The sequence below is a fragment of the Serratia sp. 121840015-1 genome (assembly GCF_053627655.1).
Map to the genome: position 1 here is coordinate 311,238 of NZ_JBSEYF010000004.1, position 14,796 is coordinate 326,033.

10 protein-coding genes are annotated in these 14,796 nt (G+C 49.1%); 5 read left to right on the forward strand and 5 right to left on the reverse strand.

Features of this window, described 5'->3' with window-relative positions:
- Window positions 1-4: 4 nt before the first annotated feature.
- The 5 genes from ACUXAC_RS19645 to ACUXAC_RS19665 form a co-directional block, all read right to left on the reverse strand.
- Window positions 5-919, reverse strand: a complete 915-nt coding sequence (locus ACUXAC_RS19645) for an alpha/beta hydrolase (RefSeq protein WP_342120607.1) — start codon at window positions 917-919, stop codon at window positions 5-7.
- A 625-nt stretch (window positions 920-1,544) separates the two neighbouring features.
- Window positions 1,545-2,429, reverse strand: a complete 885-nt coding sequence (locus ACUXAC_RS19650) for an ATP-grasp fold amidoligase family protein (protein WP_102985294.1) — start codon at window positions 2,427-2,429, stop codon at window positions 1,545-1,547.
- Between the two features lie 50 nt (window positions 2,430-2,479).
- Window positions 2,480-3,775, reverse strand: a complete 1,296-nt coding sequence (locus ACUXAC_RS19655; protein WP_454266837.1) for a lysine N(6)-hydroxylase/L-ornithine N(5)-oxygenase family protein — start codon at window positions 3,773-3,775, stop codon at window positions 2,480-2,482.
- 1,438 nt (window positions 3,776-5,213) lie between these two features.
- On the reverse strand, window positions 5,214-5,828 hold the full coding sequence (locus ACUXAC_RS19660; RefSeq protein ID WP_060422609.1) for a DUF2913 family protein: 615 nt from the start codon (window positions 5,826-5,828) through the stop codon (window positions 5,214-5,216).
- A 333-nt stretch (window positions 5,829-6,161) separates the two neighbouring features.
- Window positions 6,162-6,986, reverse strand: coding sequence for an HpcH/HpaI aldolase/citrate lyase family protein (locus ACUXAC_RS19665; RefSeq protein ID WP_060423102.1), 825 nt, complete (start codon window positions 6,984-6,986; stop codon window positions 6,162-6,164).
- Between the two features lie 216 nt (window positions 6,987-7,202).
- Here ACUXAC_RS19665 and ACUXAC_RS19670 point away from each other — a divergent pair, with 216 nt between their 5' ends.
- Genes ACUXAC_RS19670 through ACUXAC_RS19690 form a run of 5 tightly spaced genes read left to right on the forward strand, consistent with a single transcriptional unit; the run spans window position 7,203 to window position 14,796 of the window.
- On the forward strand, window positions 7,203-9,062 hold the full coding sequence (locus ACUXAC_RS19670) for an IucA/IucC family protein (protein ID WP_454266838.1): 1,860 nt from the start codon (window positions 7,203-7,205) through the stop codon (window positions 9,060-9,062).
- Window positions 9,063-9,096: 34 nt separating this feature from the next.
- A complete protein-coding gene (locus ACUXAC_RS19675) occupies window positions 9,097-11,202 on the forward strand; it encodes a TonB-dependent receptor (protein WP_454266839.1) in 2,106 nt (701 codons plus the stop codon).
- Between the two features lie 11 nt (window positions 11,203-11,213).
- On the forward strand, window positions 11,214-12,614 hold the full coding sequence (locus ACUXAC_RS19680) for a Y4yA family PLP-dependent enzyme (protein ID WP_060422618.1): 1,401 nt from the start codon (window positions 11,214-11,216) through the stop codon (window positions 12,612-12,614).
- 11 nt (window positions 12,615-12,625) lie between these two features.
- The gene (locus tag ACUXAC_RS19685) at window positions 12,626-13,639 is read left to right on the forward strand and encodes a PLP-dependent cysteine synthase family protein (protein WP_060422622.1); all 1,014 of its coding nucleotides are present in this window, start codon (window positions 12,626-12,628) and stop codon (window positions 13,637-13,639) included.
- Entirely contained in the window at window positions 13,639-14,796 is a 1,158-nt protein-coding gene (locus tag ACUXAC_RS19690) for an NAD/NADP-dependent octopine/nopaline dehydrogenase family protein (RefSeq protein WP_060441029.1), read from the forward strand. The genes ACUXAC_RS19685 and ACUXAC_RS19690 overlap by 1 nt, the downstream gene beginning before the upstream one ends.

The window sequence follows — 14,796 nt, forward strand, 5'->3', positions numbered from 1 at the left end:
TGATTTAGTTCTCTGTTATGACGCTGCTCAGCGCCGGCTCGATGGCGGCATCCAGCATGGCGCCGTGTCCTAAGGCCGGCCACTCCCGATAGCCGACGGCGAGACCGTCGAGCTGCGCCAGGTGTTCGGCCAATAAACGCGTTGCGTCCGCCGGCAGAGCGGGGCTCTTCACGCCGGGCGGGGCCGCACGATCGCGTTCCGCCAGGCCAACCCACAGTTGCAGCTTCGCCACCGGCGCCGGGCGTCGCGCCATCATCTGCTGCGCTTCTTGCAGGATCATGCCGTTGCCCCACCACAGCGAGGGTTCCACGGCGATGTAGCGTTGGAAGGCGGTGGGATGGGTGAACAATGTGTGCAGCACGAAGAGCCCGCCATAGGAGTGACCCCACAGCGTTTGCCGCTGCGGATCGACCGCCAGTTTGGCGGCGATCGCCGGTTTGATCCGAGTTTCAATCAATTGCAGGAACGCATCCGCGCCCCCGCCGCCCCGCGGCGGTTGCTTCAGGCCCGCCGGCAGAGGGAGCGTATAGTCGTAGGCGCGGCCGGCGGCATCGATGCGCAGATCGTTGTCATAGCCGATCATCACCAGCACCGGCGGCCGCTTCGCCGCCGCCAATTTGGCCAGCAAGGCGGGGGTCAATCCCATCAGCACCGCATTGCCGTCGAGGAAATAAACCGTTGGATAGCCGTCAGGCGCAGGGGCCTGGCGCGGCTGGGCGATGCGAACGCGGTAATGCCGTTGGCCGTCGGCGGAGGTGAAGCGCAGATCGCTGAAACGGTAATCTGCAGAATCGCTATCGGCAACGGTAGTGCCGATCTTGCGTTCCAGGTCGGGCCTGGCCAGCACGGAGCCCGGCAGCCAAAGGCCGATGGCGAGCGCCAGAAGCGCGGAGATAAAATGCCGGTTGGACAAGAACATGTGGATCAACATCCTTGTAAAAAGCCGATAGTAGCATCCGTTCGGGGCCGGCAAAACCTACCTTTAGGGCGGGCATTCCGACGGCGAAGTGCGGCCGCAGCCCAGAGAGGGCCGCCAGTTGCTTTGCCGGGTTAATAGCAACCCCTTGTTATTATTGATAAGTCAGGAATAAGAAGGATTACAATTAATTAGAAATGATTATGATTTTTGTGGGTGAGCAAACGGCGAAGAAGGGTGAAAACACACGGTTATCAACGATGTTTAGCAAAAAAAGCCCTATAAAATAGGGCAAAGACACACAACAACACCAGGGAAACTTTCCGGTATCTTATATTATAGCTTCCTATACATATAGAACATTTTATTATAAATATGTAAGTGATTCTTATTAATCGCTCAATACCATTGTTTTTCAAATGGTTATGCAGCCTGGCTGAGGTATTGCCCTTGGGGCTGGTGCGGATAGCCAAGGGCGGGAGGCGGAGATGTTGCCGTCACGGCGGAAGAACGGGCGAGAGCCTCGGCCAGATAACCCTCAAGGCAATACCGACCGGCAGGCGGCAAACGTGCCGGCCGGTATTTCTGCTCAGGCGTGGCCGAGCTTCACCGTGGGGCCAGGTGAAAATCAGTGCTGTTGCAACGTCAACATCTCGCCAAGCAAAACATCGGTTGGCGGCAGGATATCCGTATCCAGCCCGGCGGAGGGGGTAAAGGTCAATTCGCCGAAAATGATCTGGCCTTTGGAGATGTAGAAATCAACGCGAACAAACTCGAAGGGCGCGGACAAGCGTGAGGCGTAGTCAAACAGCTCATCGTAGCCTTCTGGCTTCACGAAGGCGTCTATTTCTTCCTGGCTCAAGGCCAGGCAGTCATCGCTGTAGCACAGAAACTTGAAATCTTTGTCAAAGAAGTAATACTTCGGCGACCCGGTATCTCTGCCGACACACAGCAACGTGCAGTAGGGCACACCGCGGAAACAATAGATTTTATAGTCTTCAGGCCCGTGACCATTGGCCGATTCGATATATTTCTCCCCAATGATCTTTTTTTGTATCCCTTTGTAGTTGAGCTCTACATAGGTTTTCCAATAATCGTCTTTCATCCAGCCATCGATCAATTTTTTGGCGCTCTTGATATTCAGCAATTTTTTATTCTGGCAAATCAGGTTATACCCGGAACCGTGATTCCCTTTGATCACAAACTTATCCGGTAATGCGTCCCACGGAATATCGTTCACTGAATCACAGGCAAAGTACAATTCATTAAGGATCTCTTCGCACCCTTGATCTTTGATGTACTGTCTTACCGCATATTTATCTGCACACTGCTTCACCAACGCATTGTGGCTATAGCCATTCAACTTCAGGTGATTGATCTTTTCATTCCAGGTGGACGGCGCCTGCAAGTTCAACGGTTTGCCAAATGCTTTTTTGTAGAGCAATCTGGCCTTGAATTCGGGGGCCAATACGGCCAGCTGCTTTGTAATAAATTTAATGACTTGTCTTTTCATATCCGTAATTCCATCAAAGCGTAGTGACAATGATTAAGACGTTCTTGTATTTAAAACGCGTGTGGTACGCTTTCACTGCGCCATTGAATGGCCGTCGGCGTGGTTCCCAGATCAAATGGCTTGCGGTCTAACGCCCGATTAAGAATCCGGGCCGATCGCCACGCCATCAGGCTCAACTGCGGATCGGCGATGCCGTGATTGTGCATACTGGCGTTCATGGCGAATAAGCAGTTCTCCGCCGGGCCTTCCCACTCAAAGGTAAAGTCTGGGGCGATGCGGTATTCGCCATCCGCAGTGGTCAGCAGGCGGTGGGCCAAAGGTTCAAGGAACTCTGGCGTGGCCGTCTGATAACCGGTGGCAAAGATCACCACGTCCGCCTTGAAGGCTTCTTCACCGTGATCGAGATGATGACGCGTTTCGAGTTGGTAGGCGTTATCCAGCGTGTGTTTCACGGCCGTCAGCGAACGGCTGGGCAGCAGGCGCACCCATAATTTCTCGCGCAGGACATCGAAGCGGTGGTACATGGCGCGATAAATCGCCAGCAGCGATTCACTGGTGATGCCGTCTGAGGTCATCTTCTGTTCGGCCAGCATATGCCGCTTGGCCGCGCTATCCAGCGAGTAAAAGCTCTCGACGTAATCGGGCGTGAAGTATTCGTTGGCAAAGGCCGCTTCATCGAGCGCGTTGTAATTGTTGCGGCGCGATATCCAGTCGAGCTGTTCCGGCTGCCCCCATTCCCCTTTAAAAATATTCAGGAACAGATCGGCGCCGCTCTGGCCGCCGCCGACGATCGCCACGCGCTTGCCGGTCAGATCGGGGTTGCGCAGCATCATTTCGCTGGCGTGGAAACAGCGATCGCTTTGCGCCGTCACGCAATCCGGCAACTTTATTTTCTTGCCTATACCAATGCTGACGTGTTTGGCGTGGAAGACCTTATTCGAGGTGGTCACCACGAACTGGCGCTGCCGATCGTCGAACTCGATCCGCTGAACGTCTTGGTTAAACGCCAACGAGTCCATCCCGCCGGCGGCCCAGGTGAGGTAGTCGGCGAACTCTTCACGCGATGCGGTGCGCTGTTCCGTCGTCAGAAAACGATAGAACTTTCTTTTTTTTACCAGATAGTTGAGAAAGCTGTAGCGATTGGTGGGGGCAACTGCGCTCACCAGGTCTTTTAAAAAGTTGGTCTGCATGCTGCAATCCGCCAGGATCATCCCTGGGTGCCAGGAGAAATGAGGTTTGCGCTCCAGGAATTGCCCAGTAAACCCCTCTATTTCACTTCCTAAGGCCGCCAGGCTAAGATTCGACGGGCCAAGGCCAATGCCGATGATATCCAAACGCTGATTCATTAATAAGCTCCAGTATAATGAGAATAATACCCAGAAATACGGCTGCAGATAGGGTGGCTTATAGCAACCAGGCTGCCTTTTTCTTATAAGTAAGCTTCACGAATTAAATTTAATTAAAATGTGTACGGGCCAGAAATACCGAATTTTTAAATGCCCGTTTAGAATTAGGTAGCGCATCAGGTAAAGGCTACGGGCGTATTTCTTTCCATGAAAATCCCTATGAAAGCTTGCATGTGGTTTTAATGATTATTCCTACGTAAAAATCCGATACCCCTGAGTCTCGACGCCGTGAAAACGATCGCCTGAAGCGGCTACCCATCGTATGGGTTCTCATCTGATTTTCTGGTGTATGTGCCAGCCTGCGTTCGTTTTGCATTACCGGGATCGGGTGTTCGTTGCTTAGAATAACCCTAAAATAGGCGCCGAGAAGGTGAAATAACGTGATATTAGAATCAGGGGGTATTTTGAAAAAATGAAATTAAAAGTGAAATTATGAAATCAGTTTATTATACTTCTTTTTTTACATTTTAATTCAATGGGTTGAATGCTTGTTCATAGCTGCTTGTTGAGTGAATGAGCAGGGGGGGGCCTGAGGAAGAGGTTCCCTTACTTCGTCGTTCTCATCCTGAATCAATAGAATTCGCCCCCTGTGAGCGTTAAGTGATAGGACAAGAAGTGTTCATGCCATATACAAAATGTGTTGCGCGTTTAGTGAACATCGACTCAATGCCAATGGGCTCTCAAAGAGGAGCGGCTACCCCGCGTAAGGCGATTGCGCTGATATAAAGGCCTGACTTGCTACTATGCCATCAATGGCAAGAAGGATGGGAAGATGCTGATGTTTCGGCTATGTACCGAACTAAGAGTGGGTCTAATAGAGCGATTATGAGGTTCTTAATCGATAGCCTAATTATCTTAGATGAGATAACTTCTCCTTAGGCGAGGCGAAAAAATTTTTTCTGGGTGTTAACAAACGACTCTATGTGCTGAAACTTGCAAAGTTAGATGATGGCAACCTTGTCATGTATAACGGCAGGATGCCAGAGAGGCTTTGTTCCGCGCCTAAAAAATAGGGTACGCATCCCATAATGTATCCACTATGGGATGGGGTTGATGGAACATAATTGAAGATTGCAAGGGCCTCTTAATGGGCCTCTTCTTGTTATGTCTCTTTGGTAATAAAAGCTTACTTGTCTATGGAGTATAGACCACTTCGCAAGGTGGGTTGCCTGTATTCTCCCGGCAAGAAAAAAGCATTCCTTCGGTAATCTGTTTGTTATCCTGCGTGATCCTCCCGTAGTAATAGACTTTTTTCCACATTATCTCGAGCGGCTGCTGCATCATTGGCGGCAAGGCGGCTAATTTTCTTTACACTGGCGCTGGCCACTGTGGCACGACTCAGCCGAGCGTGCAGGGCTGCGTGATTGGATATAAGTGCTTATTGGGGAAACAGCACGACCCGATGGAAGAGCTCGCCTCTCTCAATCAGCTTTGCAGAAATAGCTGATTGGGCCATTAGCGCCAAGAGTGATTCAACATCTCCAATGATGCGTAACTCTAAAGTATTGGTTAACTCACCATTATCGGAGAACGCTGCTCTTAACGTATTTTCTTCCGTGTAAAACTCATTGGGTGCAGAAGATGCAGAAAAGCGTTCATCTTTCCAGATGTGGCTGTCCATGATGAAGTTTTTCCAACCTTGCTCTCTCAGTTTCTCGGTAACATAGGTGAGTCGAAATAAGTCCGATTGGGTGATGAGGGGGTCAGTGCAGGATCGCCACAGGTATTGCAGTTTTTCACGCAGCTTGCTGGCGGGGCCTTTTCTCCGTCCCTGCTCAAGCAGGAGTGCAATATCAATGGCAACACATTTTGGAAACCGCTTTTGTTTTTGAGCCGTAGCCAACCAACGAACCAAAAACAGATGTTCAGTCAACGGCGTACTGGCAACGCCTTCCTGGCGAGCAATACCCAGCCCAACAAGAGCACAAAAGGCCAGATGGCTCAGTGCTGATAGTGTAATTTCGGGGGGATTGCTTTGCATAGCAGTCTGCATCTTCGTCCCTATGATTTCAGTCCCTCTGACATCCTTGCCAGCGTAATAGTGTTACCCGATGCTATCATGAATTCATAAGAAAATCTTACCAAAATGAGCGTTGTGACAACATGCCTGGTTTGTGCGAAATGCAGCGCCTCTATCGCAGACTCGGGCTCCTTACTGGAAGGCTACTCTTTGCTTGTCGGACACTCTCTCCGGGGCAAATGCTTTGGCCTGACGTTAAATGATATCGAACGGTTAAATATATATAGAGAGAGTTTATCTATAACCACTCAAATAATAATTATGATTAATATTATTTGAGTGGGTTGCTAATATGTCCATTCTGATTTATTTATTGTCCATTAAACGGGCCGCCTGTTTTATTAAAGGTAAATCTACCATCGAACCTCCGATCTGGAATGCATAACTCTCTCTGGACTGTTTTAACACTTCTTCAGCCCATTTAATTTGTTCCTCAGTAGGGCTAAATGCTTTGGCAACCACATCGACTTGATCCGGATGAATACATAATTTCGCACTGAATCCAAGAGATCGGGCATGGCAGCAATCCGTTAACAACGTTTCGGGCGTACAAAATTCGGGGGTGACGCAATCAATAGGGGGCGGTAGGTTGGCAAGCCGTGAAGCCACCACGATACGACTTCTCGCATAGAGAAGTGCCTCAGGTGTTTGCAGACAATTAATATCGTGCGAATAATCTAAAGAGCCGAACGCTAATCTGACCACACCGCTACAGGCTATACTCTCACAGTGATACAATCCTCGCGCCGTTTCTATGATGCCGATAAAGGGTAGCCTTGATATTCCGGCATTAAGCCTCGACTTCAAATGGTTTATCGTTTCACTGCATTCCAGTTTTGGCACCATCACACCCGTAATCAATGGCTTATTTAATGAATTGAGTAAACTGATGTCGTCATCAAATTCCTTGTCGTTTGGATGATTTATCCGGATATATATTCCGGTTTTAACGCTGCTCTTATTAATTTTATGTAGCCAACTCAGAACGTTATCGCGCCCAAGGGGCTTTTCGTTCGGATGAACAGCATCTTCAAGATCAATAATGATCGCATCGGTACCACTGGCCAACGCCTTCGAAAACATTACCTCTTTATTAGCAGGGATAAACAAATAGCTAATCTCTATACTCATACCTTGTCCGCCTAAGTGATTGATATAAATTGATTCTCTCATCATGGATTACAGTTATGAGAATGATATTGATTATCATTTACATGAATTTATTTTGATGGTAGCGTAGTGACTGAAAGTTTTCAAGGAACCTGAGAGAGCAATGAAATATCACGTTGATCTTAAGGTTCTCAATTTACGCCTAATCGTTTCAACCCTCTTACTTTGGGAGAAAATATGATGGAGCTGGCAGAGGAGAATGGCTTTGCGAGACAGGCACTTTCAACACAACCTGATTTTTCGGCTCGTAACGCACTCTCTCGAATAATTCGTTGTCTTTTTTCGGAAAAACTACTTGATGAAAAGAAACTTGAGATTTTCGATGATAAAAGTAGGGTTAATTACCGCCTCTCTGATGGAGAATATACCCTTCGGCTAAATCTAACGGCGGTTTTTCCGGCGAATAGTGTTATTAATCGTGGTGATATTATCCTCGAGGCAGCCGACGGGAGCAAAACACCGATTCTGTCACATGAACAACTGATCGACGTCCTGAAAAATGAATTTAGTTTCAGCCCTTCGGCTGAGGGTATAGCTAAATTCAATAAAGATGTTGCTAACAGTATCCATAATGACCGGCTGGCCAGAGCGCATCGGTCAAAATGGCGGAATAGCATTACTAAAGACATGGAGAAAGAGGGGGAGTCTTATTTTGTTAAATGGATAAGACGCCATCACAGTTTGAGAGAGGGGGCGACTCTCCTGGACCAGTGGGGATCTCTGGAAGGCCACCCTTATTATCCTACCTGGAAGTCCCGGCCTGGATTAAACGATGAAGACATCGAGGCCCTGTCCGCCGAATTTGGAGCCCGAGTCATTCTTCGCATGGGAGCCATACAGGCCGACATGGTTTATTGCGAGAAGATGCCTCATGTTCAGGATACCAATCAATGGCTGTCATCGGCCTTTCCTGGCGTCTGGAGTGAATGGTGCGCCTGGCTCGAAAGTCAACATCACAACCCTCAAGAATGGCTGCCCATTCCCCTTCACCCCTGGCATCTTGAACATTGGGTCTTGGGTCATTTCGCCAAAGAAATAGACGAAGGCATTCTTTTGCCATTTGGTCCCGAAATTGAAACCGCACCCTCAATGTCGTTCAGAACTATGCTTCCGACGGCCCCGGCATTGCCTTTTATAAAATTGCCCGTTGCCATATGGATGACCAGTGAGATGCGTAGCCTCCAGGCTAAATCCATTCACATGGGGCCGCGTATTAGTACGATTATTGAGGATATCCTGGATGTGGAGCAGGGTTTTGACGGCAAACTCGACTTTTTCCGGGAAGATGCCGCATGGCACTTCCGTCATAAAGATCGTATGGATGACGCTGAGGGTAAGTTTCTCTCCGTCGTGTTTCGTAGTACGGATGCGTGGAAAAGAAACGATAATTCATTGGCTATCACGGTTGCATCGCTATTTACCGCCCTCCCGCATAAATCCGATCCCCTTATCAGTGAGCTGATTGCCTTGTCAGGATACACGCCTGAGACATGGTTTCGTCATTACACCCGGATCATACTGAAACCGGTCTTGGCTATGTATTTGATTTATGGCGTGGCGCTTGAAGCACACCAACAAAATACGCAGGTTTTATTTGATGATTCCGGCCGCGCTGTGGCCATGCTTATCCGTGACTTCGGCGATGGCCGCAGCTGGGCCCCGGCACTCCGTAAGCAAGGTTACGAACTCAAGCCTTATATCTGGCCTGGCATTTTACCCACGGTGTTTGAAGATGATATTGAACCCGTCAGAACCTTCGTCGTGGATGCTTGCCTTGTCAGTCATTTACATGAAATCGCCCTTTGCCTGACTCACTTCTATTGCATCCAAGATAACCGTATGTGGAAAGTTATTGGCGAAGAACTTGACCGTGTATTTAAAGAACTTCACCCAAGGCTAGATGACAGCTTCTGGCATCAGGAACGCGAGCATTTTATGAACCATCCCTGGTATACCCGCTCATTAATGAGCATGCATTTACAACAATATACTGATTATCGACTTCAGCACGGCCTTAATAATCCTTTAGCTGATTGATACGCCGGTAACTCTGGGACTCGAGATAATGGTTATGAATCGTAGAAAGAAGTTTCTGGTTTTGGCTGTTGTAGAAATTTTAATTCCTTATATTGCGAACGCGGAAGATACCGTTGTCGTTACCGCCGACAGTGCTGTTACACAAACTGAAGATGAACTATCCAAACAAGCCAACATTGGCTTATTAGGAAGTAAAGTCATTCATGATACGCCATTCAGTATCAAGGGATATACCTCGCGATACATTGAAGACAGGCAGGCTAAATCTCTCGGCGATGTTATAAAAAATGATTCATCCGTGCGGGTTACCTCTCCTTCAGGCGGGATCCTGGATTCTTTCATGATCCGTGGATTCCCTATTGGTGAAGGCAATACCGGTGAAGTGGCACTCAATGGTGTCTATGGTGTGGCACCAAATTATCAATTATTGCCGCAATATCTCGAACGAATAGAGTTACTGAAGGGGCCGGGCGCGGGGCTCTATGGGATGTCCCCGAATGGAGGGGTTGGCGGTGTCATCAACGCAGTGACTAAAAGGGCTACAGCTCAGGATATTAAACGACTCACCACCACCTGGGAGTCCAACAACCAACTCGGTGCATACGTCGATGTCGGTAAATTGTGGGTTACCCCGGACGGTGAGGTGTGGGGAATCCGTTTTAACGGTGGCGGTAGTGGTGGCGATTTGGCACTCGACAATGCCTATAAAAATACGGCATTAGGCGCGCTTGCTCTCGATTATGGGAACGGAGGGGTGAGGGCTTCCCTTGACCTGCTTGATCAATATCAGCGAGTCAAATCCCCAAATCGCCCCTTCACTGTCGCTGCAGGCATTGATGTTCCGGATGCTCCTGATGGTAAGACAAACATCGCACAAAAGGGGATGTGGTGGAAAATCCGGGATCAGGGGGCATTGCTACACACAGAATACGATATTAATGACAACGTGACCGTTTTTGCGAATGCAGGCGGTGGGCGCTCGATGGTTTCACGCATATCAGAGCAAACCCCTAATATTATTAACGACAAAGGGGATGTCGTCTCGACGATTACTAATTTCCGCTTTAAGGTGAATCGTTATACTTTAGAAGCTGGCGCAAGAAGTTATTTTTCAACCGGTTCCATTGATCATCAGGCGACGCTGCAGGTCAGTTATTACCATGATCGCCTCGCAATCGCCAGCACTTGGGGGCAAACGGTAGATTCCAATATTTATTCCCCGTCAGACGTTGATGTCACCCTGCCTTCTGCGCCAGCCAGAGTATCAAAAACCTCCTCCAGCCAGTTAAGTGGTCTCGCGCTTGCAGACACAATGACCGTACTGGATGGACGTGTTGACATCACGCCAGGCGTGCGTCTCCAAAGGGTTCGTGCCGATAACTTCGCCGCTAATGGCGATCGTTCATCCACCTATGATGACTCTGCCGTCACTCCGATGCTTGGCCTGGTTTACCGTCCCTGGAAACCCGTTTCGCTGTATGCCAACTACATTGAGGGGCTCAGCAAAGGTGATGTTGCCCCTGGTACGGCACAAAACGCAGGTCAGGTGATGCGTCCATACCGATCGCGTCAATACGAAGTGGGCATTAAATACGATGAGGCGGGAATCCAAAACAGTCTTGCTCTTTTCCAGATCACGAAGCCGAGTGGTGCAATCGACAGTAACAATACATTCAATTCCAATAGCGAGCAGCGGAACCGAGGAATTGAACTGAATATCTCCCATAAACCTCTTGATAATTTGCGAATGTCAGGAAGCCTTTCCCTGATTGATGCTGAGCTCACCAAATCTCCCTCCACCGGCGTTCGTGGTAACAAACCCGTTGGCGTCTCCCCGGTACAAGCAAACGCGGATGTGGAATATGACCTCCCTGTCCTACGGGGATTGTCCCTGAACAGTCATGTTAATTACAGCGGGAAGCAGTACGTCAATCAGGCGAATACGCAGTCTATCCGTTCTTGGACAACGGTAGATATGGGGGCTGCCTATAAAACGCGTGTGTACGGTACACCGGCAACTTTCCGCTTTGATGTTCAGAACGTGTTAGATCGCCATTATTGGGCTGGCGTGGCGTCATACAGCACCATTGCGCAGGGAGCGCCACGCACCTTCCTTGCATCGGTAACCATTGATTTCTGAGAGGATTTAATATGGCTTCGCTGTTAAATACCTATTGCCGGGAAACCACTTCATGGCGGGTAAGCCCTGCCAGAGAATTACCCCCCTATGTGGATCCTGTTATTGCCCGATGGTTAGAGACGTCCCCTGATACTCTTGTTCGCTTATCAGAAATTTACGGTTCTCCGCTCAATATTGTTTGGCCGCATACCGTGGAGAATAATTTCAATGCGATGGCTGCTATTACGGCGGGATTTGGTATTGAAGCGAAATTTTATTATGGCGTTAAAGTCAATAAATCACAGTCGTTATTACAGGCTGCCGTCGCTGCCGGAACAGGGGCTGATGTATCCAGCCTGCATGAGCTCAACGATGCTATCCGCGCTGGATGCAGAGGCACCGATTTGTGTGCCACCGGTCCTGCAAAAACAATACGTTTTTTGCAGGAGTTAATTCTGCAGGGGGCGCGGATTGTCGTGGATTCAGTCGAGGAAATGGACGATCTCATGGAAGTAGCTAAATGCTGGAAAAGCCCGACAGGCCGAATCAGTATACTACTGCGCCTTCGCCCCGCGTTCAGCCATACCAGCCGTTTTGGTATGTCATCCAGTGAAGTGAGTGCCGTGCTTCAGAAACTCGAGACCTGTAATCCATTAAAAATCGATGGCTTCCATTTCCATCTTAGTGGCTACTCGCCCGTATCCAGGGTTAACGCTTTTTTTGACACATTACCGTTGATTGCCTGCGCCCGTAGTCTTGGCCATTCCCCATGCATTATCGATATCGGGGGAGGGTTGCCCGTTCAGTATGTAGAGGGGAATTGCTATAAGGCATGGCTATCCTCACAGACGCAGGAAAATTATCGTACTCGACGGGTCCCGGATGCTTTCTATCCCTATGGTGGTGATATAAACGCTGAGCACTGGCTCACTCAGTTTCTTGGCGGCGCGGGCCCTGTGGGTAAAAGAGTCTGCGATGCATTAATCGATGAAGGATTAACGCTGTGTGTCGAGCCCGGAAGAAGTCTGGCCAACCAGAGCGCCATAAGTGTTTTTCGTGTATGTCGAGTCCGGCCTCACGGTGATTCCGGATACGTTATTTTTGTCGAGGGAAGTAGCTTCAGTGCATGCGAAACGTGGTTTAACTCTGAATTCTTAAGCGATCCGCTTCATATTCGTCAGAATTCTCATGAGCCATCTCCTGCTGCGAAAGCATGGATTGCGGGTCATAGTTGCCTTGACGAGGACGTTATAACTAACCGTCTGATTGCATTCAAGCACCTGCCTGAACCGGGCGACTTGCTGATATTTGCCAATACCGCTGGTTACCAAATGGATTTACTGGAAAACCAGTTCCACCGGCACCCGCTCCCCACAAGACTGACCGCTGTCATGAGCTCGCGCCAAAACCTCATTTTTACCGTTGACAATTAAGGAGTTGTAAAATGATCTTCAGAAAAGTAACTGATTTGATTGGCAATACTCCCGTCATTCAATTACCGCTGGCGCAATCTGACTCTCGTCTTTATATCAAAGTGGAGAAGAACAATCCTGGCGGGAGCATGAAAGATCGCATGGCCAGAAATATGATTGTTGCGGCGCTGAAATCAGGGCGGATCCAACCAGGTGGGACGATTGTTGAATCATCATCAGGAAATACGGGGATCGGCCTGGCCATTGCGGCTATCGAATTTGGGCTTAAATTTATTGCAGTGGTGGACCATCATGCCGCTCAGGATAAAATTACCATCATGCGAGCTCTGGGAGCAGATATTCGTTACGTTAAGGGTAATTATGGTGAAAATGAAGTCGCGGTTGTGGAACGACAGCGTATGGCGGCTGAAATTGCAGGTGAAATACCCGGCGCAGTTTTCATGAACCAATCAGATAATGCGGCCAATGCCGGTGGATATGCAGACCTGGTGCGTGAAATTATCTGCCAGATTGGCAAAGTCGACGCGTGGATTGGATGTGTTGGCACTGGCGGTTCGATGACAGGGATAGCGCATGGTCTCAAGGTTCATAATCCGGATACAGTTACGATCGCGGTAGAGCCAGAAGGCTCTATCGTATTTGGCAAGCCAGGAAAACCCTATTATCAATCAGGGACCGGCACACCGGAAGGAGACACCGTCGGATTAGTTCTGGATTACAGCTGCATTGATTATGGTGAACAGGTTTCCGACGTCTGCGCTTTTGAAACTGCACGCTATCTTGCGCGCCGTTTCGGGCTGCTTGTTGGCGGTTCTACCGGTGGTGCAATATATAAAGCGTTGGAATTTATCAATAATGGAACGATTCGGGGGAATGTGGCTCTCGTTATTGCAGATGGCGGTGAAAAATATCTAAATACGATCTTCAATGAGGAGTGGCTCAAAGAACGGGATCTTCTCTCCGAGCAAGTCTGGGAGAAACTTGATGGCTGGTTTGCACTCTCTTCTGTTCAGGAGGGAGAATAATGTTCTCAGGCGAGAAGTTAAGGGTAACAATATGTGGGGCCGGCCGTACGGGCCACCTTGCTGCCATTTTATTCAGTCAAAATCCCGCAGTTGCAGTAACTCTTTACACTAGCCGGCCAGAAACTGTCACCGCATATCAAGGCAGTGGCGCTCAGTTGCATGCGATCATGCCTGACGCAAATGTCATAAAAGCCTCTGCCGTCAGGATGACGGCGTCAGTCGATGAAGCCTGCGCCGCTGCAGATCTCATTATCATTACTGCCCCAAGCCATGTACGCGAAAGCGTGCTTCAAAGCATCGCGCCAGCGCTGCCCCGGCATAAGCAGGTCTTCGTCGGAGCCATTCCCGGTTTTGGCGGATTTGACTGGCTGGCAGAAAAAGCATTTGGAGGCTTATCGAATATTGTTATATGGGGCATGAAAGATGTCCCCCATATTGCGTTTGATCTTGTACCCGGAAAAAGTGTCAGGATAGGGGGGGAGAAATCACAGTTGTACGTGGCTGTTCATCGCCGGGAAACACCTGAGAATACCGATATTCTGCTTGATTATCTGAGGCAGCTTTATGAGGCTCCCGTCACTCTGCTTTCTAATTATCTGGAGATTACCCTTACACCAGGAAATCCAATCATGCACAGCTCCGTCATTTATGGCCTCATCGGCCCATGGGGGCAGTGGCACGGGCATGCTTTCAATCATATTCCGTGTTGGTGGAGTGATTGCCCTGAACTCGGTGCTTATTTCCTTGCTCGCTGTGATGAGGAAAATCAGGCCTTATGTAAAGCTGCCGAACTTTCACTGGGTATCGATCTCAGCTCTGTGCAGCCATTGCAGCAGGAAATAGTCGAGGCATACGGTGACTCAATTTCTGACCCCAGAACACTCCTCAGTATTTTACGAACGAATAAGGCCTATGAGGGGATCCCGCTGCCTCTGATCCGCGAAGGGCGATCCGACACTTTTATTTTTGACAAAAACCATCGGGTCTTTCGGGAAGATATTGGCTGCGGTTTAAGCCTGCTGGTTTTAATCGGCCAGAGGCTCAAGGTGCCAACACCATATATAGAAGAAATCTATTACTGGTGTTGCGAGTATATGGGAGGGAAGATTGCCCGCTCCCCGATCCCCGCCGATTGGCCAACGATAAGGAGGGAATGA

Bases quoted from the DNA above. Each gene is read 5' to 3' on its own strand.
- ACUXAC_RS19645 (WP_342120607.1), bottom strand. From the start codon at position 919: ATGTTCTTGTCCAACCGGCATTTTATCTCCGCGCTTCTGGCGCTCGCC.
- ACUXAC_RS19655 (WP_454266837.1), bottom strand. From the start codon at position 3,775: ATGAATCAGCGTTTGGATATCATCGGCATTGGCCTTGGCCCGTCGAAT.
- ACUXAC_RS19675 (WP_454266839.1), top strand. From the start codon at position 9,097: ATGAATCGTAGAAAGAAGTTTCTGGTTTTGGCTGTTGTAGAAATTTTA.
- ACUXAC_RS19690 (WP_060441029.1), top strand. From the start codon at position 13,639: ATGTTCTCAGGCGAGAAGTTAAGGGTAACAATATGTGGGGCCGGCCGT.
- ACUXAC_RS19680 (WP_060422618.1), top strand. From the start codon at position 11,214: ATGGCTTCGCTGTTAAATACCTATTGCCGGGAAACCACTTCATGGCGG.
- ACUXAC_RS19685 (WP_060422622.1), top strand. From the start codon at position 12,626: ATGATCTTCAGAAAAGTAACTGATTTGATTGGCAATACTCCCGTCATT.
- ACUXAC_RS19650 (WP_102985294.1), bottom strand. From the start codon at position 2,429: ATGAAAAGACAAGTCATTAAATTTATTACAAAGCAGCTGGCCGTATTG.
- ACUXAC_RS19670 (WP_454266838.1), top strand. From the start codon at position 7,203: ATGATGGAGCTGGCAGAGGAGAATGGCTTTGCGAGACAGGCACTTTCA.
- ACUXAC_RS19660 (WP_060422609.1), bottom strand. From the start codon at position 5,828: ATGCAGACTGCTATGCAAAGCAATCCCCCCGAAATTACACTATCAGCA.
- ACUXAC_RS19665 (WP_060423102.1), bottom strand. From the start codon at position 6,986: ATGAGTATAGAGATTAGCTATTTGTTTATCCCTGCTAATAAAGAGGTA.